This is a genomic window from Streptomyces sp., from assembly GCF_035644915.1.
In the GTDB taxonomy this organism is placed as follows: Bacteria; Actinomycetota; Actinomycetes; order Streptomycetales; family Streptomycetaceae; genus Streptomyces.
This window is the reverse complement of sequence record NZ_DASQNP010000123.1, coordinates 38,512-58,995: the sequence shown is the minus strand read 5'-3', so window position 1 is coordinate 58,995 and position 20,484 is coordinate 38,512. Positions and strand designations below refer to the sequence as shown.

Here is a 20,484-nt window from a genome sequence, read left to right as displayed (position 1 = left end):
GCCGCGGGCCGAGGGGCCCGCTTCCCGGCGTCGGGGCGGGCGCTCAGTCCGCCAGCAGACGGGCCAGTTCCAGGCGCACCTCGGCGGCCCCGACCTGGTCCATCGTCCGCTCGCAGATGTCTCCCGCCTCCCGGAGCAGCCGCCCGGCGTCCCCGCGGCGTCCGAGACGCGCGTAGACGTTCCCGAGCCGGCGCAGGATGCGGGACTCGCCCACCATGTCCCGGTTCTCCCGCACCACCTCGAGCAGCTCCGTCAGCACTCCCCCGGCCTCCTCGTGGCGCCCCTGCCTCTGCATGAGGTCGCTCAGCACGTAGCGGGCCTGGGTCTCCACGCGGCTGCTGTCGGTCGTCCTGCACACCTCGAACGCCTCGTCCAGGTGGCGTGCCGCGCTCCGCTCGTCGTCCCGGTTCAGCTCGATCCGCGCCATGTGCAGCAGGACGTGCGCCCGGCCGATGCCGTCACCGGCCCGCGTGAACCCCGCCAGGGCGGACCGGTAGAGCTCCAGGGCGCGCCCCTCCCGGCCCCGGCGCTGTTCCAGCAGCGCCTGGTTGCGCAGCGTCATCGCCAGGCCGTGCACGTCGCCGAGTTCGGAGAAGACCTCCAGGGCGGGGTCGAGCCGTTCGCCCGCCGCCGTGAGCTGGGACCGGCCGAGGTGCAGCGTGCCCAGGGAGCAGAGCAGGGCCGCCTCCCCACGGCGGTTGGCGGCCGCGGTCACCGCTTCGAGGGCCCGCAGGTGGGTCCGCTCCCAGTCGTCGAAGTAGCAGCGGGCCTCGAACAGGGTGACCAGGGTCGTCGCCAGGTCCCAGCACAGCTCGTGCAGACCGGCGCCGGCGGCCAGCTCCACCGCGGAGCAGAGGCTGGTGTGCTCGGACTCCAGCCAGCCCAGCGGGTCGTCGAGCAGCACGTCGAGGTACGCGTCCGGGAGGTGCCACAGCGGCCCGTCGCCGTGGAGCACCGTGAAGTCCCCTCCGTAGATCCGGCGGTGCGCCTCGGCGGCCGTGGCCAGCCAGCCGCCCACGACCCTGCCGATCGCCGCGTCGCGGCGGTCGGCGGGGTCCTCGCGGTACAGGTGCTCCCGGACGAACAGCCGGATGAGCCCGTGCAGCCGGTACCGCAGCCCTCCGGTGCGGTCCATGGCGGCGGACTCCAGCATCTGCGCGTCCACCAGCGTCTCCAGGAGTTCGGCCGCCCGGTGGAGGTCGGTGTCCAGCAGCGCCGCGGCGACCCAGGGCGAGAAGGTGGTCTCGTCCAGCGCGCTGAGCAGCCGCAGCAGCAGCCGGGCCTCGTCGCTCAGGCCGTCGTACGTCAGGGCCAGGCTGGAGCGGACGACCAGCTCGCCGTGGGCGAGTTCGTCCAACCGGCGGTGTTCGTCGGACAGCCGCTCCACCATCCAGGCCAGCGACCAGTGCGCGCGGGCGGCCAGCCGGGCGGCGACGATGCGCAGCGCCAGCGGCAGGAACCCGACCAGCCGGACCAGTGCGTCGGCCGCGGCGCCCTCGGCGGCCACCCGCTCCTCCCCGATGGCCTTCGCCAGCATCCCGAGCGCCTCGCCGTGCTCGAAGACGTCCACGTCCAGCATCCGGGCGCCGGCCAGACCGGTGAGCCGGGTCCGGCTGGTGACGAGGACCGCGCAGGTGCCGCTGCCCGGCAGCAGCGGGCGGATCTGGGCCTCGGCCGCCGCGTCGTCGAGGACGACCAGCACGCGCCGGCTCGCCAGCAGGTGCCGGAACATCTCCGCGCGCTCCTCGGTGGACCCCGGGATCGAGGTGCCCGGGATGCCGAGTGCCCGCAGGAACCGGCCGAGCACGTCCACGGCCGGCGCCGGCCCGGCCCGGGTGCCGCCCAGGTCGCAGTAGAGCTGGCCGTCGGGGAACCGGTCGGCCAGCCGGTGCGCCAGGTGCACCGCGAGGGCGCTCTTCCCGGCGCCCGGTTTGCCGGCGAGCACGACCACCCGGGTGGCGCGGTGGTCCCCGTCGTCGGCGAGCAGTCGGGTCACCTCGCCGATGTGCTCCTCGCGTCCGGTGAAGTCGCCGATGTCCGTGGGGAGCTGGTGGGGCGCGACCAGTCCGGACGGGGCGGACGGCTCCGGCCGGCGCGGGGACGCGGGCCGGTCGCCCCGCAGCGCGGGGTCGCCGGCGAGGATGGCGGCCTCCAGCCTCCGCAGTTCCTCCCCGGGTTCCAGGCCGAGCTGCTCGATGAGCAGCCGGCGCCCCTTGCGGTACGTCTCCAGCGCCTCGGCCTGCCGTCCCGACCGGAAGAGGGCCACCATCAACTGGCCCCTGGCCCGCTCGCGCAGCGGGTGCTCGTCGACCAGCGCGCTCAGTTCGCCGATCAACTGGTGGTGCCGGCCCAGTTGCAGCCGGAGTTCCGCGCAGGTCTCCATCGCGGCCAGCCGGTCCTCGTTCAACTGGGCGGCCTTGGCCTGCAGCCGGGGGCTGGACGTGCCGCTCAGCGCGGGTCCGCGCCACAGCGCCAGGGCCCGCTGCACGTACTGGAGCGCGTCGGCCGTGTGGTCCCGGTGGGACAGTTCCTCGGCCTCGGCCATCAGCTCGGCGAAGAGCTGGGCGTCCACCTGCCCGCCCGGGACCCGCAGCAGGTACCCCGGTTCCCGGGTGACGATCACTCCCTCGTGGCCGGCCTTGGCCAGGCTGGCCCGGAGCGCGGAGACGCAGATGTGCACCTGGGTGCGGGCGGTCGGCGGCGGGTCGTCGTCCCACACCGCGTCGATCAGGTGGTCGATGCTCACCACGCGGTTCGCGCACAGCAGGAGCGCGCTGAGCACGGTCTGCTGCCGTCCGCGCGGGATACGGAAGTTCCGCTGGTCGAAACCGATCACGGCCAGCGGGCCCAGTAACCGGTAGGCCGGCGTGTCCAGTGCCACCTGCGTCATCACGACCACGGTTCATCCTCCCCCGGGACGGACGGACCGGGGTCTCCGGCCACGTCGTGGTGCGAGCCCGCCAGGAGGTGCGGCACTCGGGATAGCTGGTAAGCCGTCCTGGCGGCGCGCGGCGAGTGTATCCCGAGCGTGAGGCTTTGGGGATGAGACGATGAGGGCGGCGTGCGCCGTTCCGAGTCGCCCGGGCGGCGCACGCCCCGTCACCGGGCGTACGCCGCCGGGCTGGTGAGCGGCTCTCTCACCCGGTGCGGTCGCCCCGCCATCCCCTTCTCTCCGCCGCCTGCGCCGTCAGCGCCGCCCGGTCCACCTTGCCGTTCGCGGTCACCGGGAGCCCGTCCACCGCGAACGTCGTCTGCGGCACCATGTAGCCGGGCAGTGCCTGCCGGCAGAAGCCCGCCAGCTCCGCCTCCCCGGCGACCCGTGCGCCCGGTCCGAAGACGACGAAGGCCGCCAGTTCGGCCTCCCCCGACGGAGGCCGCAGCACCAGCGCCGTGGCCGCGGTGACGCCGGGGAACTCCAGCAGCCGGCGTTCGACCTCGCCGAGTTCCACCCGGTTGCCGCGGATCTGCACCTGGGAGTCGACGCGCCCGCAGAAGTACAGCTCGCCGTGCTCGCCCCGGCAGGCCAGGTCGCCGGTGCGGAACACGACCTGGCCGGATCTCGGGTCGAGCGGATCGGGCACCAGCGCGGCCCGGGTGGCCGCCGGATCGTCCCAGTAGCCGGTGAACAGGGCGGGGCTGCGCAGGTGGATCTCGCCGGTGACGCCGGGCTCCTCGACCGGCCGGCCCTGCGCGTCGATGACCGTCATCTCGGCGCCCGGGTGCGCGAAGCCGATGGAGAGCCGCTCCACGTCCTCGGTGAGCGGGTTGGGCACGTCGGTGAAGGAGCACGCCATCGACTCGGTGGCGCCGTAGCAGTTGACGAGGCGCGCGTGCGGCAGGAGCTGCTGGAGGCGGCGCAGTTCGGGCAGCGGGAACTCCTCGCCGCAGAACAGGACGCCCCGCACCGCCTCCAGCCGGGCCAGCTCGTCCGGCAGGTGCCGCAGCGCCTGGCGCCAGATCGACGGCACCCCGTTGACCTGGGTGGCCCCGGTGTCCCGCAGGACGCGCAGGAACCGGCTCGGCCAGCGCAGCAGGGTGCGGGGCACGGGGACGACGGCCGCCCCGCTGCCCAGGGCGAGCCCGATGTCCAGCAGGGAGAAGTCGAACTGCAGCGGGGAGGTGGTGGCGACCCGGTCCTGGTCGGTGACGATGCCGTGGTGGAGCATGCCGCGGTAGAACGAGAGGACCGCGCGGTGGCTCATCACCACGCCCTTGGGGCGGCCCGTGGTGCCCGAAGTGAAGATGACGTAGGCGGTGTCGGTGCCGGTCAGCTCCCTGCGGTGGCGCACCCGCGGTGCCGGGCGGCGCTCGACCGTCAGCCCGTCCGGCCCGAACCGGCCGTCGGCCGGCCGCTCGGTGAGCGCGTCGCGGCTCAGCCCCGCCGCGCGGAGGTAGAGCGCGGGCTCGGCGGCGGCCAGGATGGTCCGCAGCCGCTGGTCGGGGGTCTCGGGGCTGACCGGGATGAACGGCAGTCCCAGCGAGGAGCAGGCCAGGAGCGCCGCGATGGCGTGGGCCGAGGTGTCGGACTCCAGCACGACCCGGTCACCGATGTCGAGCCCCAGTTCGTCCAGCCCGGCGGCGTACTCGTGGACCAGGTGCGCCAGTCGCCGGTAGGGGGTGACGCGGACGTCCCCGTTCCCGGCGAACTCCACCACCGCGGGACGGTCCGGGGTGGTGCCGGCCGCGGCCAGCATGAACTCGTGCAGCGTCCCCGGCTGTGCGCCGGTGGGGACGGTGCTCTCCAGCTCCACACTCATGACGTTGCCCTCCTGGGTTCGGACGCGTCGGGGTCCGTGGCCGCGGCCACGGCGTGGCCGACCCCGTCCAGCAGCACGAGCGGGTCGTCCGGACGGGTGCGGGTCAGCCGCACGGTGCCGATCAGCAGCGTGTGGTCCAGCACCGGGACGGTTCCGCCGAGCCGGCACACGACGGTGGCCGGCGCGTCGTCCAGGACGGGCACGCCGTCCCACGCCGAGTGCGGCACTCCGTCGAAGCGGCGCCGCGGATCGCCGGCGGCGAACCGGCGGCACAGGTCCCGCTGCCTCCACGACAGCACGTTCACGGCGAACTCCCCCGCGGACAGGACGTCGCCGAGCGTGCGGCCCGCCGAGTCCAGCGAGACCATGAGCGTCGGCGGGCGCAGCGACAGCGACATGACCGAGGTGGCGGTGCAGCCGACGGCACCCGACGGGGTCGCCGCGGTGATCACGGTGACGAAGGTCGGGAACCGGGACATCGCCCGGCGGAAGGACGTCTCGTCCACCGCGTCGAGGACGCCGGCCTGCAGGTCGGTGGTCACGGACCGGTCTCCTCTCAGGCGTTCGGCGCCGGGGACAGCGAGGCGGCCAGCACCGTGCGGTCGACCTTGCCGTTCGGGTTCAGCGGCAGCTCGTCCAGCCTCGTGATGTCGCGCGGCACCATGTAGGCGGGCAGCCGGGAGCGCAGCGCGTCGAGCAACCGCTCCGGGTCGGCCGCGGCGCCGGTGCAGGCGGCCACCAGGTCCACCTCGCCGTCCGGGGCGTGCAGCGCGACGACCACCGCCTCGTCCACCCCGGGCTGCTGGAGCAGGACGGCCTCGATCTCGCCCAGCTCGATGCGGTAGCCGCGCACCTTGAGCTGGTGGTCCAGCCGGCCGAGGTGGACCAACTGGCCGTCCGCCGTGCGCACCCGGTCGCCGGTGCGGTACCAGTGCTCGGCGGTCAGCGGCCCGGAGCCGTCGTAGGGCGTGGCCCGCCGCCCGTCGAAGGAGTGGAACCGGCCGGTGTTGTCGGCCGGGTCCAGGTATCCGGGGAACCGCTGCGACCCGCGCACGCACAGCTCGCCGTCGTCGGCGGGCCGGCCCTCCTCGTCCAGGACGAGGTGCTCCTGGCCCGGGTAGGGGGTGCCGATGGGGACCGTGCCGTTGGCCGGGCGCGGCCAGTCCTCGACGCGTTCGGGAAGCCGGAACTCCGTCCAGGTGACGGTCATCTCGGTCGGCCCGTAGATGTTCTCCAGGACCGTGTTCGGGGCCGCCGCCCGCCAGGTCTCCGCGAGCTTCAGCGTCAGGGCCTCGCCGCAGAACAGGCTCCAGCGCAGCGTCGGCATGCTGCCGGGGGCCAGCGCGCGCAGCCGCAGCGCGATGGAGGCGATCGAGGGGACGGAGTTCCAGTGGGTGATGCGCCGGCGGTTCACGAAGCGGACCGGGGCGAGCAGGTCGTTCCGGCCGGGGACGACCAGGGTGGCGCCGGAGCCCCAGGCGGCGAACATGTCGTACACCGACGGGTCGAAGGTGAGGTCGAAGGTCTGCGACACCCGGGCCCGCGGGCCCAGTTCGTAGCGCGGTATGACGTGCCGCAGGTAGGCGGAGACGTTGCGGTGCTGGATCGGGACGCCCTTGGGCGCGCCCGTCGAGCCGGAGGTGAACAGGATGTAGGCCAGGTCGCCGGGGCCCGCGGTGGCGGCGGGCAGCTCGGGCACCGGCCCGGTGCGCAGCTCCCGCACCTCCCCGGGGGACAGGGCCAGGACCGGTACCGGCAGCTCCCGGCTCGCCGGCACCCGCTCGTCGGCGATCACCAGGTCGAGTCCGGCGGCCTCGGTGATGGCCACGTTGCGCGCCACGGGGAAGCCGGGGTTGAGCGGGACGACCGCGGCCCCCAGCCGCTGGACGGCCAGGTAGCCCGCGTAGGCGAGGGTGCAGCGCGAGGCGAGCAGTCCGACGCGGGCCGGGACCCCGCCGTGCCGGGCCACGAGCCTGCCCGCCAGCCGGGCCGCCACGGCGTCCAGCTCGGCGTAGCTCAGCGTGTCGTCCGCGACTTCGAGTGCGGTCTGTCCGTCGCCGTGCGCGGCGACGGACGCCGCGAACCAGTCGTACATCGTCCAGTCGGTCCGGTCGTCGTTCATCGGGACACGTCCTCCTTCGCCAAGCGGGCCATGGTGGTGATCACGTCGTGGAACGCCCTGGCCACGACGCCGGGACGGGGGCGGCCGCGCTCCGCGGACGCGGCGGCGAACCGCAGCGAGCGCGGCAGCTCCGACCAGCTCGCGGCGGCCGCCAGCGCCGGGGCGCGCGGCAGCAGTCCGGCGTCGGCGAGCGTGGACAGCCGGTGCCGGTGGTGCCGTGCGGCGGCCCACAGGTCGTCGGTGTTGCGGGCCAGGGCCTGCTCGTCGGCACCGAGCCGGGCGGCCAGGAACTCCAGCGCGGCCAGGGGGTCCGCCAGCCACTCCCCCTCCCGCGGCGGCTCCGGCGCGGCGGGCTGCCAGGCCAGCCAGCGGTAGTGCGCGGGATCGGGCAGGGGGACGGCGGTGCCCAGGGCGTGGACGTCGCGCAGGGTGGTCTCCGGCGCGGCGTGCGGGACCGGCGTCAGCGCGGCGCGCAGCCCGTCCTCGTCCAGCGGGCCGGAGTACGGACGCTGCTCGCCGTGCGGCAGGAGCGCCGCGAAGTGGTCGGTCACCCACCAGCCGGGTCCGCCGCCCGGCGCCGGTTCCAGCAGCACCCAGTGCGGGACGTCCTCCCTGCCGTACGCCGGGGACCAGGGCAGCAGGCGGGTGTTCCCGACGGCCAGCACCCGGCCCGCCTCCGCCGCCTCGGCCGCGAGCCCGGCGCGGGCCGACGCCCAGTCGGCGGCGGACCGGTAGCCGAGCTCGCGGCCGTCCGCCGTACGGTCGATGCGCCGGTGCTGGGAGAACGCCAGGCCGGTGCCGGCCGCGTCGGTGCGGACCGCGAGCCGCACGGCGTGCGCCAGCCTGGCGTCCACGTCCGGCAGCCAGGGCCGCAGGTGGGCGACGAGGTTGGTCGTGTAGCAACTGAGTTCGGCCTCCCCGGGGGGCGCCGGGGGCGCGGGGATGGTCACGGCGACTCCTTCCAGGCGCAGCTCAGGGGCGTGTCGGACAGCTCGCGCAGGCTGCGCCAGGTGAATCCGCGCCAGGTGCCGGTCCGGCTCCCGGGCGGCACGTCGATGGTCCAGGGGCGGCCGGACAGGCCCGTGCCCGCGGCCTTCACGCACGCCTCCTGCACCGTCCAGATCCAGGCGAACTCCCGGGCGCGGTCCGGCGCGTCGAGCGAGGCGACCTCCCCGGCGTGCGGCGGCCGTACGCAGCGCCGCAGCAGGGCGTCGTCCAGGCGCGCGGGCGGGCTCTGGACGTCGATGCCCACCGCACGGCCGACGGCGGCGCAGGCGGCGTAGTGCCCGTCGTCGTGCGTCACGTTGACGCCCACCCGCTCCCAGCCGGCCAGTACGGGCTTGCCGCTGGGGCCGGGGACCACGGCGGCCGTGGCGGCCCGCGGCAGCACGGCGGCCAGCAGCCGGCGCAGCAGCGCCCGCCCGGCGAGGAACTCCTCGGCCCGCCAGCCGGGCATGCCGGCCGCCGCCGCGACGTCCCCGGCCTGCGCCGACCGCAGCCCGGGGCCGCTGTGCGCCATCGCCCACACGCCGGGCGCCACCTCGATCACGCTCATGGCGACAGCTCCGCGAGTACGGTGTCGGCCGCCCCGGCGACGATCGACAGGACCACCTCGGTGCTCCCGCCTCCGATGCCGAACAGCGCGGCCTGGGGGCGCAGCCGCTGGGCGCCGGTGCCGGAGAAGCCCTCGGCGCCCTGGAAGTGGGCGCACTCGGCGAGCACCTCCTCCAGGGTGAGCGCGACGCTGCTCTTGAGCAGGGCCGCGGAGGTGGCGTCGTGCCGCCGGGCCACCGGCTCCCCCAGCTCCCGGGTCAGCGCCTGCAACTGCCGTACGAGCACCAGGCACCTGCCGAACCGCTGCCGGACGGCCTCGGCCTGCCACAGCGTGCCGTCCGCCGTGGGGCGCGCCTCCAGCCGCCGCTTGGTGTCGGCCAGCACCCTGCGGCACAGCGCGATCCCCCACAGGGCTCCGGCCAGCCGCTCCACGGCGATGTGCGCGGCGAAGGAGGCCAGCGCGCGCCCCGGTCTGCCGACCAGGTGGTCGCGGGGCAGCCGTACCGCGTCGAACCTGATGTGGCCGGTGCCGGAGCCGTCGAACAGCTCGGTGTCGGCGCGTTCCACGGTGATCCCGGGGGCGGAGGCCGGCACCAGCACCCAGGTGAAGTTGGTGAAGTGCCGGCCGGGCCGGTGCCGGGCGAGCACCAGGAAGTAGTCCGCCTGCGTCGCGTTGGTGATCCACCGCTTGGTGCCGTTGAGTTCCAGCTCCGCCTCGCCGATGCGCAGTTCGGTGCGGAGGCCGGCCAGGTCGGATCCGGCCGTCTCGTCGGTGGCGGCCAGCGCGACGACCGCCGTGCCCGCCAGCGCCTGCCGCTCGGCGCGCAGGGCCGGTTCCTGGTCCTGGCCGCGGGCGAGGGTCAGCAGCGGGACCGCCGTGGCGATCTGCACGCTCACCGCGAGCGTCGAGCCGATTCCGGTCCTGGCGTCGACGTCCGCCAGCAGCTCGCCCAGTCGAGCGGGGTCCACGCCCGCGGCCGGGTCGCCGTCGCGGAACACCGCGGCGATGCGTCCCGCCGCGCCGAGCGCGGCCCACACCTCCCGTCCACCGGTGTCCGCGGTGATGTCCGGGCCGGAGTCCGTGCGGGGTTCCCGTACGCTCCCCGGGGACAGCAGCACTGCCGGGTCAGACAAGGTGCACCTCCGGGTCGAGCAGCGCCAGTCGCCCGTCGGCCAGGTGCAGCCGGTCGTTGTGGTAGTTGAGCGCCGCCGAGCGCAGGTCGCGCAGCGCCGCCTCCAGCCGGGTGGGCGAGTCCCTGAGGTACCCGTGGCGCAGGCCGACCGCGTCGACGAGGTCGTTCACGGCCGCGTGGCACTGTTCCGCCGCGGTCATCTTCAGCGCGTTCAGCAGCAGTTGGACGCGCGGGGTGGAGACGTCGGCGGCGGCGCCGAAGACCTGCTCGGTGTGGCGCAGCAGGGCGTGCACGGTGTCCACCCGCTGCCGGGCGCTGGAGAGCCGGCTCAGCAGCAGCTCCGAGCCGAGCTCGAAGCGTCCCCGGCCGGCGCCGCGCATCAGTGTCAGGACGCGGGACAGCGCGCCGCTCGCGGTGCCCAGCCAGCACGCGGACCAGCCGATGTGCGCCAGCGGGGCGAACACCCTGGTGGCGATCCGGGAGAACTCGCCGTGCTCGCCGACCACCTGGTGTCCGGGCACCGTGCCGGTCAGCCGCAGCGCGATGCTGTGGCTGGCCCGCATCCCCAGCGGCTGCCAGTCCCCGGTGGCGGCGATGTCCAACTGGTCCCTGCGGGCGTACACCAGGGACACCTGGGCGGGCGAGGTCGCCCCGGGGCTGCGCAGCGTGATCAGGAAGGCGTCGGCGTGGGCACCGCCGGTCACGATCGGGGCGAACCGGTCGATGAGCAGGTTGCCGTCCTCGGCGGCCAGTTGCGCCTCGGCGCTCAGCAGGTGCCCGCCCTTGCCGGTCTCGGTGGTGACCGAGGCGAGGTAGGCGCGGCCGGCGGCGATCTCCGGCAGCAGTTCGTCGCGGAGCCGGGGACCGGCGTGGCCGACGATCCCGGCGACCTGCTGGCAGTGCATCGCGAGGATCATCGCCGTCGACATGTCGGCACGGCCGATCCGGATGGAGACGTCGACCAGGTCGCCGACGGTGCCGCCGAGTCCGCCGTACTCGACCGGGACGAGCAGTCCCAGCAGCCCGCTCTCGCGCATCGCGGCCAGCGCCTCGACCGGGAACACCGCGTCCCGGTCGGTGCGGGCGGCGTGCTCCTCGGCCACCCGGGCGACCGCCTCGGCGCGCTCGGCCAGGGCGGGCCGCTCGGCCGCCGCCGGGAGGGTGCGGGCCGCCGCGGCGGCGGTCATGCCGCACCCGCCGCGGTGCCGGGCGCCCGGCCGGCGGCCTGTATGACGGTCCACAGGCTGCCCGCGGTGGCGAAGGTGGTGTCGTTGAGGTCCTCGTCCGGCAGTGAGACACCGAAGGTGTCCTCGATGGCGAAGAGCAGCTCGATGGACTGCATGGAGTCCAGTCCGAGGTCGGGCAGCCTGGATTCGGGGGTGATCTCCCGGCCGCCGAGGAGCTTCAGGAAGGGGGTGAGCAGTTCGGTGAAGCGCGGGTCCATCGTGGTGACTCCTTGTCACGGTGGGGGTGGCGGGGAGGATTGGGGCGAGGGTTGGGGGCGGGGGTTACGGCCGGGCCGACCTGGCGACCAGCCGGCACAGCTCGTCCAGGTGGTGCAGGTTCTCCGGCAGCAGCTCCTCCGGGTCGAACTCGATGCCCAGGCGTTCCTCCAGGCCCTCGACGATCTCCACCACCCGGAAGGAGTCGAACCCCCGGAGGGCGGGAAGCTCCGGAGCGGCCAGCACGGCCTCGACCCCGGTGCCGAGCACCTCGGCCACGACGGCGACCACCGCGGTGCGCAGCCCGTCCGCCGCGCCGTCGAAGACCGCCCGGTCGGCGGCGAGGGCGGCGGCGAGTTCGGGCAGCAGCCGCTCCGGCTCGGGCCGGCCGCGCTGGACGCGGCGCAGCGCCACGAACGTCTGCTCGGCGAGCCGGTCCCACCGGCGCAGGTGGTCCTCGGTTCCCGGTCCCGCCGGCCGGCCCAGGGCGTCGCGGCAGGCGGCGTGCAGCTTGCGGGAGCGGGCCAGGAACCAGGTCTCCGCGGTGAGCTGTTCGAGCGCGGCCACCCGGTCCGGGTGGTCCGCGAACGCGGCCACGTACCGCTCCCGCTCCGCCGCCGGGGCCAGGTCGGTCCCCGGCGTGACGGTCCCGGGCGCCCCGGTGCCGTCGGCGGCCGGCTCCAGCAGCACCACCACCGACGCGGTGGGCAGCGCGTGCCAGTCCTGCTCCCAGCGGCCGGGGGCGGCCAGCCCCCAGGGAGTGGGGTTGTAGTAGGCGTCGGTGATGCCGGCGGCGGCCGGCGCCGGCTCGACCAGGAAGCTGTGCTCCATGTGCCGCTGTCCGTGGTAGGGCAGCCACGGCATGTGGAACGCGTCGGCGACCGCGTAGAGCGGACCGTGCCGTTCGGCCAGCGTCCGCAGCTCGGCTCCGGGCACCCGGTGCCAGCGGGCGCGCTCGGCCAGGCCCAGCCGGGCGGCGTCGGCGAGTTGCTCCTCCAGCGGCGGCTCCACGGTGGGCAGTCCGGCGGGGCCCGGTCGCGGCCGGAAGCGCAGGGTGGCGCCGAGCAGCAGGTGGCGGCCCGGCCCGTGGAACCGGTCGGCGAGCACGGCCAGGTTCGACTGGATGCAGTCGAGCAGCTCGGCCCGTACGGTTCCGGCGGCGTCCGGGGCCGCGGTGGCCCCGGTCGTCACGGCCTCACCCCCGTCGTCAGCAGGGCGGTCCGTCCCGGGCCGGTGGCCCCGGGCTCCGCCCCGACCGGTGTGAGTCCGGAGACCGCGGCGAGCAGTGCCGGGCCGTCGGGGGCCTCGTCGCCCAGTTCGCCGTCGAGCAGTTGCTCGTAGGCGGCGAGGTCGAGGTAGCCGTGGCCGCTGACGCACACCAGGACGCCGCGCCGGGCCCGCATGCCGTCGGCGCCGTCGGTGGCCAGCCGGGCGGCGGCCGCCAGGGCGTGCCCGGACTCCGGCGCGGGCAGCACCCCCTCGTGCAGGGTCAGGAGGCGGCCGGCCTCCAGGGCGTCGTTCTGGGTCACGGCGGTGGCCGCGATGTCGCCGGAGTGGCGCATCGCCGAGATGACCTTCGCCGCGCCGTGGAACCGCAGGCCCGCCGAGTGCGCGTCCGGGATGCGGTAGTCGCTGCCGATGGTGTACATCGCCTCCAGCGGTCCGGAGCCGGTCGCGTCCGTCTTGTCGTAGGCGTACACGCCCCGGGTGAGCTTGGGCGCGGTGCTGGACTCCGCGGCCACCAGCAGCGGCCGCTCGCCGCCGGCCGCGGACTCCGCGAAGAAGGGGAGCGCGATGCCGCCGAAGTTGGAGCCGGCCCCCACGCAGCCGACCACCGTGTCGATCTCGGCGTCCTCCTCGGCCAGTTGGGCCTGGGCCTCCAGGCCGATCACCGACTGGTGGAGGATGCTGTAGGTCTCGCCGCTGCCGATGGAGAACGCCGCGCCCTCGTGCCCGGCCGCGTACTCCACCGCCTCGCCGATGGCCAGCGACAGGCTGTTGCCGATCTGCTCGGCGGGCTTCCCGGAGATCTTGGTGAGCCCGCTGGGACTGGAGTGCACCTCGGCGCCGAGCATCCGCATCAGTACGCCGCGGTAGGGCTTGCGCCGCAGGCTCGACTCGACCATGAACACCCGGCAGCGCAGTCCGAAGAGCGCGCAGGCGGCGGCCAGCGCGGTGCCCCACTGGCCCGCGCCGGTGCCGGTGACCAGCTCCCGGATCCCGGCCCTCTTGTAGTAGTACGCCTGGGCCAGCGCGGTGTTCAGCTTGTGGCTGCCGGAGATGTTGCCGCCCTCGTACTTGACGTAGACCGGCACCCGCGCGCCGACGGCCCGTTCGAAGCCGGTGGCCCGCCACAGCGGGGTCGGCCGGAAGCGGCGGTAGGCGTCGGCCACTTCCCCGGGGATCTCCCAGTACTCGCGGTCCAGCACGCTCTGCCGGACCAGTTCCAGGGGGAGGTTCACCTGTACCGCCGAGCCTCCGGCGGACTCGGGCGTCAGGTCCGGCGGCATGGGCCGGCCCAGGTGCGGCAACACGCTGCGCCACGCCGGGGGCAGCACGGCGGTCATCGGGTCACCACCGCGCCGGAGCGCACCACGTCCACCAGGTCGGCGACGGTGCGGAAGCTGCGTCCCACGAAGAGGTCGTCGGGGAGCGTGACGGCCAGTTCGTCCTCGATGCGCACCAGCATCCCGACGAAGCCGAGGGAGTTGACCCGCAGCAGGTCGCCGACGAGCGGCTCGTCCTCGGTGATGTCGTCGGGACTGATGGACAGTCGGGACTCGGCGATGACGACGCGCTTGACGGCGTCGGCGACCGCCGCCCGGTCGAGCTGTTCCACAGCGGACATGAAGGACCCCTCTGGGATCTGCGTGCCCGGGCGCCACGGCGTTCGGCGGGCACGGAACGGATGTCGGATCGAAGCGGTTGGATGCGGTGGTGCGTGTGCCGTGCCGGAGCGGTGTCGTCCGCGCGCCCGGCGGCCCAGTGACCCGGCGGCGGGCGCCGCGGTCACCCGCGCAGTTCGCCGTTGGCCTCCACCACCCAGGTGCCGGAGACCAGCGAGCCGAGGGTGACCGGGCCGCGGACGTGCAGCCGGCCGGTGGCGATGGAGATCTCGGCGCCCAGTCCGAGCTTGGGGCCGTCGTGCAGCCGGAGCGATCCGTTGACGACGATCGTCGCGGCGTCCACCCGGCGGGTGAACCGCTCGGCGACCGTCCGGTCCCGCGCCACCACGCCCTCGGTGTGCGTGGAGCCGTGGCGCCGGATGTGCTCGACGGCCTCGTCCGGGGTGTCCACGGCCAGCACCGCGATCACCGGGTCGAGGAACTCCCGCCCCACGTCGTGCGGTTGCAGCGGCTGTGTCCGCCAGAGGCCGTCCTGGTCGGCGGGGTCGCCGGGCCCGTCGGGGGCCGGGACCGACGGGTCGAGCCGTACGGTGAACGGGGCGCCGCGCTTCCCGGCCAGGCGCCGGAGGGCCGTCAGGTACTCCCCGGCCACCTCACGGTCGACGAGGACGAGTTCCACCGAGGTGCAGCCGGCCGGCTCCGGCACCTTGCTGTCCAGGGTGATCTCGGCCGCCAGTTCCAGGTCGGCGCTGCGGTGCACGTAGAGGTGGTTGACGCCGCCGCCGCTGGCGATCAGCGGGATGGAGCTCGCGGAGCGGCAGTACTCGATGAGCGAGGGGCTGCCGCGGGGCACCAGCACGTCCACCGCGTCCGGCCGGGCCAGCAGGGCCTTCATCAGCCTGCGGTCCGGGTCCCGTACCACGGTGACCAGGTCGCGCGGCAGCCCGGCCGCGGTCAGGGCGGCACCGATGACCTCGGCGAGCGCCGCGTCGGTGCGGGCGATCTCCTTGCCGCCGCGCAGCAGCGCGGCGTTGCCCACGACGACGGGCAGCAGCGCGCCGTCCACCGTGACCGTCGGCCGTGCCTCGTAGATCATGAACACCACGCCGAGCGGTTTGGGGATCCTGCGCAGGGTGCCCCAGTCCCCGGCCGGGACGGGTTCGCCGCCGCGGGTGACGTGCGGGAGTTCCCGTTCCGCCTGGGCGCACAGCCGTACCAGGCCGGCCAGGTGGGCGTCGGTCAGCCGGAGCCGGTCGACCAGGGTGGGCGGCAGTCCGTCCTCCTCGGCCCGGGCGACGTCCTGCCGGTTGGCCGCGACCACCGCGGGCCAGGCGGCGGTGAGCCCCCGGGCCAGTTCCCGGCAGTAACGGGGGTAGGCGTCGTCCCCGATCGGCGGTGCCGCGTGCAGGGCGGCCCGCGCGGAGCCCAGGAGCCGGTTCGTCGGGTCGTCGGTCACCACATGAACTGCCCGCCGTCGACGATCAGCTTCTGCCCGTTGAAGTAGGAGCCGTTCGGGCCGACGATGAACTCCAGCGCGTCGGCCACGTCCTCGGTGGTGCCGATGCGGCGCTGCGGTATCTCGTCCAGCGTCTGCGCCATCCGCTCCGGGTCGTCCAGGCGCCAGCGGGTGCGCAGCTCCTCGGTGTCGATCATTCCGGGGATCAGGCAGTTCACCCGGATGGTGGGGCCGAGTTCCAGGGCCAGGCACTTGGTCAGTTGCAGCAGGCCGGCCTTGCTCGCGCAGTAGTTGGCGCCGTTCACCCGCGGGCGCATGCCGGTCGTGGCGCCGACGTTCACCACGTGGCCGCCGCCCGCGTCGAGCATGGCGGGGGCGAGCGCCTGGGTGAGCCAGAACGGTCCGGAGAGGTTGGTGTCGAGGACGCGCCGCCAGTCCTCCCGGGTCAGTTCCAGGAACGGGCGGTCGAGGTTGATGCCCGCGTTGTTCACCAGGACGGCCGGGGTGCCGTGCTCGGCGAGCACCCGGCGGGCGGCGGCCGTGACGGCGTCGGCGTCGGCGAGGTCGACGCGCATCGCGGTCAGCCGGCCGGGGTGTTCGGCCTCGCACTTCTCGGCCGCCGTCCGGTCGGACCAGTAGAAGGCGACCACCCGGTGTCCCAGGTGGATCAGGCGCCGGCTCAGTTCCAGGCCGATGCCCCTGGTTCCGCCGGTGACCACGGCAAGTGGCTCGGTCATCGCTCCTCCTCTTCGCGGTGGGCGTTGGTGTGGTGCGCTGCGGCGTCCGCAGGGTGCGCGGCGGTGTCGAAGGCCGTCTCCCGCAGGAACGCGGTGAGGTGGTCCATGACCGCCGGAAGGTGCCGGGGGGTGAGCACCTCGAAGTGGCCGCAGGGAATCTCGCGGACCCGGAGGTCCGCGGCGAGGGCGCGCCAGGCGGCGAGGTGGGCGGAGTCGTTCCCGCCGGACGCCCCGCCGGTGCAGGTGATCAGCAGCGTCGGGCAGTCGTGCGCGGACCGCACGCGGTGGGCGCCGACCGCCTCCAGGTGCGCGTCCGTGGTCCGGGCGACCAGGGCGGCGTCGTGTCCGTGCGGTGCCGCGCCGGCGGATTCCAGCACCCGGTCGCGCAGCGTCCGGCGCTCCCCGGGGTCGTGGGCGACCGGCAGCGCCGGGCTGTCGATCATCACGACCCGGGGCCGGTGCCCCCGCCCGGCGAGCACCGAGGCCAGTTCCCAGGCCAGGACGCCGCCGAGCGACCAGCCGAGCAGCAGGCCGGGCGGCTCGCCGAGGCCGTCGACGAGCGCCAGGTAGCGCCGGACCATGGCGGGCACCGACCGGTCGGGCTCCTCCCCCGTCATCAGCCCGGCCGCCCGCACCCCGTGCACCGCGCCCCGGCGGCTGAGCTGGAGGGCGATGCCCAGGTAGGGGCCCAGGCCGCCGCCCGCCGGGTGCAGCAGGACGCTGCGGGGCCCCGGGCCGCGGCCGTTGGAGACGGGCGTCAGCAGGGGGACGCTCCCCGGCGGGGCGGCCGGTGCGGTCACCGTCCCTCCAGTACCGGCCGGGCCGAGCCCGCGCGCACCAGCCCGGCCAGCTCCCGGACCGTGGGGGCCCGGAAGAAGTCGAGGACCGGGACGCGCACCCCGTACTCCTCCTCGATCCGGGCGAGCGCGGTGAGCACGTTCAGCGAGTGGGCGCCGTACTCCAGCAGCGAGCCGGCGGCGGGCAGGTCCCGGCGGTCCAGCAGTTCGGACCACAGGTCGAGGAGCCACGCCTCCAGCGCGTCGTCCGGCAGCGGGACGCGCTCCTCGTGCCGGTCCCGCTCGTGCTCGATCAGCCGGTCGGCCAGGGCGAGCAGCGCCGGGCGGTCGAACTTGCCGTTGCCGGTGGTGGGCATGGCGTCGACCACCAGGACCCTCCGCGGCACCATGTAGCCGGGCAGCCGGGCCGCGAGCTGCCGTGCGACGTCGTCGGGCAGGCCGCCGGGCGCCGGGGCCGCCGGGCCGCCGGGCCGCTCGGCGGGCCGCAGGAAGAGGAGGAGGTGCCGGTCGGCGCCCTCGCCCCGTACGGCCGCCACCGCCTCGCGCACCTCGGGGTGCGCCAGCGCCGCGCTCTCCACCTCGCCGAGTTCCACCCGGAAGCCGCGGATCTTGACCTGGTGGTCGTCCCGGCCGAGGAACACCAGCACCGACTCGTGGTTCCACATCACCTGGTCGCCGGTGCGGTAGCGGCGGGCGCCGGGCGGCCCGTAGGGGTCGCCGACGAACCGCCTGGCGGTCTGCTCGGGGTCGTTGATGTAGCCGACGGCCGGACAGGCCCCGCCGGCGAGCAGCTCCCCCGCCACGCCGATCGGCGCGAGGTGGCCCGTGGAGTCGACGACCTGTGCCGTGACGTTGCGGATGGGACGCCCGACCGGCACGTGCGGGGGCCAGCCCGGTGCGGCCGCCGACAGCCGGTGGGTGGAGACGGCGTGGGTCTCGGTCGGTCCGTACAGGTTGACCAGCTCGATCCACGGCCGCCGGGCGAAGAAGTCCTCGACCTCCCCGTCGACGACCAGTTGCTCGCCGGAGACGCAGACGTGGGTGACGTGTTCGAACGCCGCGTCCGCGGCCACCGCGGCCTGTACGAACGGGCGCAGCGCGGCCACCGGGAGGTACACGTGGCTGGCCTCGCTCTCCGTGACCCGCCGCACCACCGCGGGCAGGTCCCGGCGGTCGGCGGGTTCCCGGGAGACCACGGTGCCGCCGGCCATGAGGGTCGGCAGGATCTCCTGGAACGACACGTCGAAACCGAGCGGCGCGTACTGCAGGAAGCGGGTGGAGGCGTCCATGGCGAGCGCGTCGAGCTGCCAGGCGGTGAGGTTGAGCAGGGGTCCGTTGCCCATCACCACGCCCTTGGGCCGGCCGGTGGAGCCCGAGGTGAACATCACGTAGCCGCCCTGGCCGCCGGCCGGCCGCCCGGTGTCCGCCGCTGCGGCGGCTGCGCCGTCCGCGGCGCCGGCGGGCACGGCCGCCTCGGCGGGCGGGACGACGGTGCGTCCGGGGACCTCTCCCTCGCCGATCACCAGCCGGCAGTCCGCCTTCTCCACCATGTAGGCCAGCCGTTCGGCGGGGAGCGTCAGGTCGAGCGGCAGGAAGGCCGCGCCCACCCGGAGCACCGCGAGGATCGTCGTCACGGTGTCGGCCAGCGTGCTGGTGGTCAGGCCCACCACCTGTCCCGGCGCGATGCCGCGGCCCCGCAGTCCGGACGCCAGCCGGCCGGCCGCGGCGTCCAGTTCGCGGTAGGACAGGCTCCGGCCCGGCTCCGTCACCGCGGTGTTGTCCGGCACCCGCCGGGCGGTGGCGCGGAACCAGCCGTCCAGGTCCGCGGCGGCCGGCTCGTGCCAGTGCCCGTCGTCGGCCCGCCACGGCTGCGCCGCGGCGTCCGAGAACAGCTCCGACAGGGTCCGCGTCTCGTCGCCCGCGGCGCGGCCGAGCGCCTCCCACAGGGAGTCCAGCACCCCCTCCGCGACCGGTTCGGGCACCAGCGCGACGTCGTACTCCAGCTCCAGCAGCCATCCGGCGGCGGTGGGCGTCACCCCGAGCCACAGGTCGAACTTGGCGGCGCCGTTGCCGTGCTCCCGCAGGGACCGCACCGCGCCGGGCCCGGCCACCTCGGTGGAGTCCTGCATGGCCAGCATCACGGAGAACAGCGGGTTGCGGCTGGTGGAGCGGTCGGGGTCGGCGTGCCGTACGACCTGGCTGAACGGGACGGCGGCGCGCTGTTTGAGTTCCCGCACCCGCGGTTCCACCACCTCCGCCACGTACCGGTCGAAGCCGGTGTCCCAGTCGACGTCCAGCACCAGCGGGAGCGTGTTGACGAAGAACCCGCACAGGCTGTAGGAGCCGATCGTCCGGCGGGACAGCAGCGGACTGCCGAAGGTGACCGCGGAGTTGCCGGTGTGGCGGGCGAGCACCGCCCCGTACACGGCGGAGAAGAACACGAACGGTGTGGTGGCCAGGCGTTCGCACGCCCGGTCCACGGCGGCCGACGCGGCCGGGTCCAGCAGCCGGTGCCGCCGGCGCCCGGTGAAGTCCGTCTCCGCCGGGCGGTTCGGCCGCGGGTACACCACGGTGGCGGGGGTGGCCCGCAGCCTGGCCCCCATGTCGGCCGCCGCCTCGGCCGCGGCCGGGTCGGCGGCGGCCTCGCACTGCGCGGACAGCTCGCGGTGCAGGGCCCGCTCCCGGGCCGGCCGGAGCCGCGCCACGTCGAGGTCGCCGCGCAGCGCCGCGTTCAGGTCCTTGACGAGGGGCTGGAGCGAGAAGCCGTCGAACACCGTGTGGTGCACGACGAGGACCAGCACGCGCCGGTCGCCCGCGGCGGAGCGCAGGTGCACCGCCCGGAACAGCGGGGGCTCGGCGAGGTCGAACTCCGTGGCGGCCAGCGCCTGGACCACCTCGTCCTTGTGCCGGTCGAAGTCGTCGCCGGCCACCGCCTCGGTCAGCGGGAGGTTCTCGGGGGACGGGGGTGCGAGCAGGCCGGCGTGGGGCTGCGGTGCCGGCCGCAGCGCCGTCCGCAGGGCCGGCTGGACGGCGACGACGTCGGACAGCGCGGCACGCAGGCAGGGGTCCGTGACGGCCGGGTCCAGTTCGATCTCGACCGGCACGTTGTACAGGTGCCGTGCGGTCACCGACCGCTGCACCAGCAGGAGGCCGATCTGCGCCTCGGTCAGCGGAGCGGTCCAGGCCCCGCTCCCGGCCGTCCCGTCGACCGTCGCCGTCACCGGGCACCGCCCGGGGCGGCGAGGCCGCACAGCCAGGTGCGGAACTCGCCCACCGTGCGCAGCCCGGCCAGCTCGCTCGCGTCGATCTCCTGGTCGGCGTCGGGCACGACCTCCACGGCGATCCGCACGATCGACAGCGAGTCCAGACCGATCCGGCTCAGTTCCGATTCGGGGGTGTAGGGCACGCGAATGAACTTGGCGAGGGCGGAGTCAACGGCATCGCCGATATCTTGCACAGCCTGGTCCATCGAATGCACTCCCTGCTCGATTCCGTCGTTTTCCGGGATGGCTCGAATGGTAGGCGCGGCGGTGTCGGCACGGTCAAGGAATCCGCGGGCGGCGGCGATAAGGACGGCGCATGAGGCCATAGACGCGCGCTCCGAGCAGGGCCGATAAAGGATTCCTATGACCCTATGGCC

The 20,484-nt window shown here is 75.0% G+C and carries 17 protein-coding genes; all 17 read right to left on the bottom strand.

The window, feature by feature from the left end; all coding sequences use genetic code 11:
- Positions 1-43: 43 nt before the first annotated feature.
- Complete coding sequence (locus VE546_RS14215; RefSeq protein ID WP_324922253.1) at positions 44-2,890, bottom strand: AfsR/SARP family transcriptional regulator; 2,847 nt, start codon at positions 2,888-2,890, stop codon at positions 44-46.
- Between the two features lie 247 nt (positions 2,891-3,137).
- On the bottom strand, positions 3,138-4,757 hold the full coding sequence (locus VE546_RS14210) for an AMP-binding protein (protein WP_324922210.1): 1,620 nt from the start codon (positions 4,755-4,757) through the stop codon (positions 3,138-3,140).
- Complete coding sequence (locus VE546_RS14205; protein WP_324922208.1) at positions 4,754-5,299, bottom strand: flavin reductase family protein; 546 nt, start codon at positions 5,297-5,299, stop codon at positions 4,754-4,756. Before VE546_RS14205 ends, VE546_RS14210 begins: the two co-directional genes overlap by 4 nt.
- A gap of 14 nt (positions 5,300-5,313) precedes the next feature.
- Positions 5,314-6,879 (bottom strand): amino acid adenylation domain-containing protein, encoded by a 1,566-nt coding sequence (locus tag VE546_RS14200; protein ID WP_324922206.1) that lies wholly within the window; start codon positions 6,877-6,879, stop codon positions 5,314-5,316.
- Positions 6,876-7,829 (bottom strand): hypothetical protein, encoded by a 954-nt coding sequence (locus VE546_RS14195; RefSeq protein WP_324922205.1) that lies wholly within the window; start codon positions 7,827-7,829, stop codon positions 6,876-6,878. The genes VE546_RS14200 and VE546_RS14195 overlap by 4 nt, the downstream gene beginning before the upstream one ends.
- Positions 7,826-8,434 (bottom strand): 4'-phosphopantetheinyl transferase family protein, encoded by a 609-nt coding sequence (locus VE546_RS14190; RefSeq protein ID WP_324922203.1) that lies wholly within the window; start codon positions 8,432-8,434, stop codon positions 7,826-7,828. Before VE546_RS14190 ends, VE546_RS14195 begins: the two co-directional genes overlap by 4 nt.
- Positions 8,431-9,567 (bottom strand): acyl-CoA dehydrogenase, encoded by a 1,137-nt coding sequence (locus tag VE546_RS14185; RefSeq protein ID WP_324922201.1) that lies wholly within the window; start codon positions 9,565-9,567, stop codon positions 8,431-8,433. Before VE546_RS14185 ends, VE546_RS14190 begins: the two co-directional genes overlap by 4 nt.
- On the bottom strand, positions 9,560-10,753 hold the full coding sequence (locus tag VE546_RS14180; protein ID WP_324922199.1) for an acyl-CoA dehydrogenase family protein: 1,194 nt from the start codon (positions 10,751-10,753) through the stop codon (positions 9,560-9,562). Before VE546_RS14180 ends, VE546_RS14185 begins: the two co-directional genes overlap by 8 nt.
- Positions 10,750-11,010, bottom strand: a complete 261-nt coding sequence (locus VE546_RS14175) for an acyl carrier protein (protein WP_324922198.1) — start codon at positions 11,008-11,010, stop codon at positions 10,750-10,752. Before VE546_RS14175 ends, VE546_RS14180 begins: the two co-directional genes overlap by 4 nt.
- Positions 11,011-11,074: 64 nt before the next feature.
- Positions 11,075-12,199, bottom strand: a complete 1,125-nt coding sequence (locus tag VE546_RS14170) for an acyl carrier protein (RefSeq protein WP_324922196.1) — start codon at positions 12,197-12,199, stop codon at positions 11,075-11,077.
- Positions 12,196-13,575: a TrpB-like pyridoxal phosphate-dependent enzyme gene (locus VE546_RS14165; protein WP_324922194.1), complete on the bottom strand. Its 1,380-nt coding sequence runs from the start codon at positions 13,573-13,575 to the stop codon at positions 12,196-12,198. Before VE546_RS14165 ends, VE546_RS14170 begins: the two co-directional genes overlap by 4 nt.
- Positions 13,572-13,856: an acyl carrier protein gene (locus VE546_RS14160; protein WP_324922193.1), complete on the bottom strand. Its 285-nt coding sequence runs from the start codon at positions 13,854-13,856 to the stop codon at positions 13,572-13,574. Before VE546_RS14160 ends, VE546_RS14165 begins: the two co-directional genes overlap by 4 nt.
- A 161-nt stretch (positions 13,857-14,017) precedes the next feature.
- Positions 14,018-15,310 (bottom strand): glutamate-5-semialdehyde dehydrogenase, encoded by a 1,293-nt coding sequence (locus tag VE546_RS14155; RefSeq protein ID WP_324922191.1) that lies wholly within the window; start codon positions 15,308-15,310, stop codon positions 14,018-14,020.
- The gene (locus VE546_RS14150) at positions 15,307-16,047 is read right to left on the bottom strand and encodes an SDR family oxidoreductase (RefSeq protein ID WP_324922190.1); all 741 of its coding nucleotides are present in this window, start codon (positions 16,045-16,047) and stop codon (positions 15,307-15,309) included. The genes VE546_RS14155 and VE546_RS14150 overlap by 4 nt, the downstream gene beginning before the upstream one ends.
- Positions 16,044-16,847: a thioesterase domain-containing protein gene (locus VE546_RS14145; protein ID WP_324922188.1), complete on the bottom strand. Its 804-nt coding sequence runs from the start codon at positions 16,845-16,847 to the stop codon at positions 16,044-16,046. The genes VE546_RS14150 and VE546_RS14145 overlap by 4 nt, the downstream gene beginning before the upstream one ends.
- Positions 16,844-20,065 carry an amino acid adenylation domain-containing protein gene (locus tag VE546_RS14140; protein ID WP_324922187.1) on the bottom strand — a complete coding sequence of 1,074 codons (3,222 nt, stop codon included), beginning with the start codon at positions 20,063-20,065 and terminating at the stop codon, positions 16,844-16,846. Before VE546_RS14140 ends, VE546_RS14145 begins: the two co-directional genes overlap by 4 nt.
- Positions 20,062-20,313, bottom strand: a complete 252-nt coding sequence (locus VE546_RS14135; protein ID WP_324922185.1) for an acyl carrier protein — start codon at positions 20,311-20,313, stop codon at positions 20,062-20,064. Before VE546_RS14135 ends, VE546_RS14140 begins: the two co-directional genes overlap by 4 nt.
- Positions 20,314-20,484 lie beyond the last annotated feature (171 nt).

Coding starts and splice junctions, on each gene's coding strand:
- VE546_RS14215 (WP_324922253.1), bottom strand. CDS start 2,890: ATGACGCAGGTGGCACTGGACACGCCGGCCTACCGGTTACTGGGCCCG.
- VE546_RS14210 (WP_324922210.1), bottom strand. CDS start 4,757: ATGAGTGTGGAGCTGGAGAGCACCGTCCCCACCGGCGCACAGCCGGGG.
- VE546_RS14200 (WP_324922206.1), bottom strand. CDS start 6,879: ATGAACGACGACCGGACCGACTGGACGATGTACGACTGGTTCGCGGCG.
- VE546_RS14190 (WP_324922203.1), bottom strand. CDS start 8,434: ATGAGCGTGATCGAGGTGGCGCCCGGCGTGTGGGCGATGGCGCACAGC.
- VE546_RS14180 (WP_324922199.1), bottom strand. CDS start 10,753: ATGACCGCCGCCGCGGCGGCCCGCACCCTCCCGGCGGCGGCCGAGCGG.
- VE546_RS14175 (WP_324922198.1), bottom strand. CDS start 11,010: ATGGACCCGCGCTTCACCGAACTGCTCACCCCCTTCCTGAAGCTCCTC.
- VE546_RS14165 (WP_324922194.1), bottom strand. CDS start 13,575: ATGACCGCCGTGCTGCCCCCGGCGTGGCGCAGCGTGTTGCCGCACCTG.
- VE546_RS14160 (WP_324922193.1), bottom strand. CDS start 13,856: ATGTCCGCTGTGGAACAGCTCGACCGGGCGGCGGTCGCCGACGCCGTC.
- VE546_RS14150 (WP_324922190.1), bottom strand. CDS start 16,047: ATGACCGAGCCACTTGCCGTGGTCACCGGCGGAACCAGGGGCATCGGC.
- VE546_RS14135 (WP_324922185.1), bottom strand. CDS start 20,313: ATGGACCAGGCTGTGCAAGATATCGGCGATGCCGTTGACTCCGCCCTC.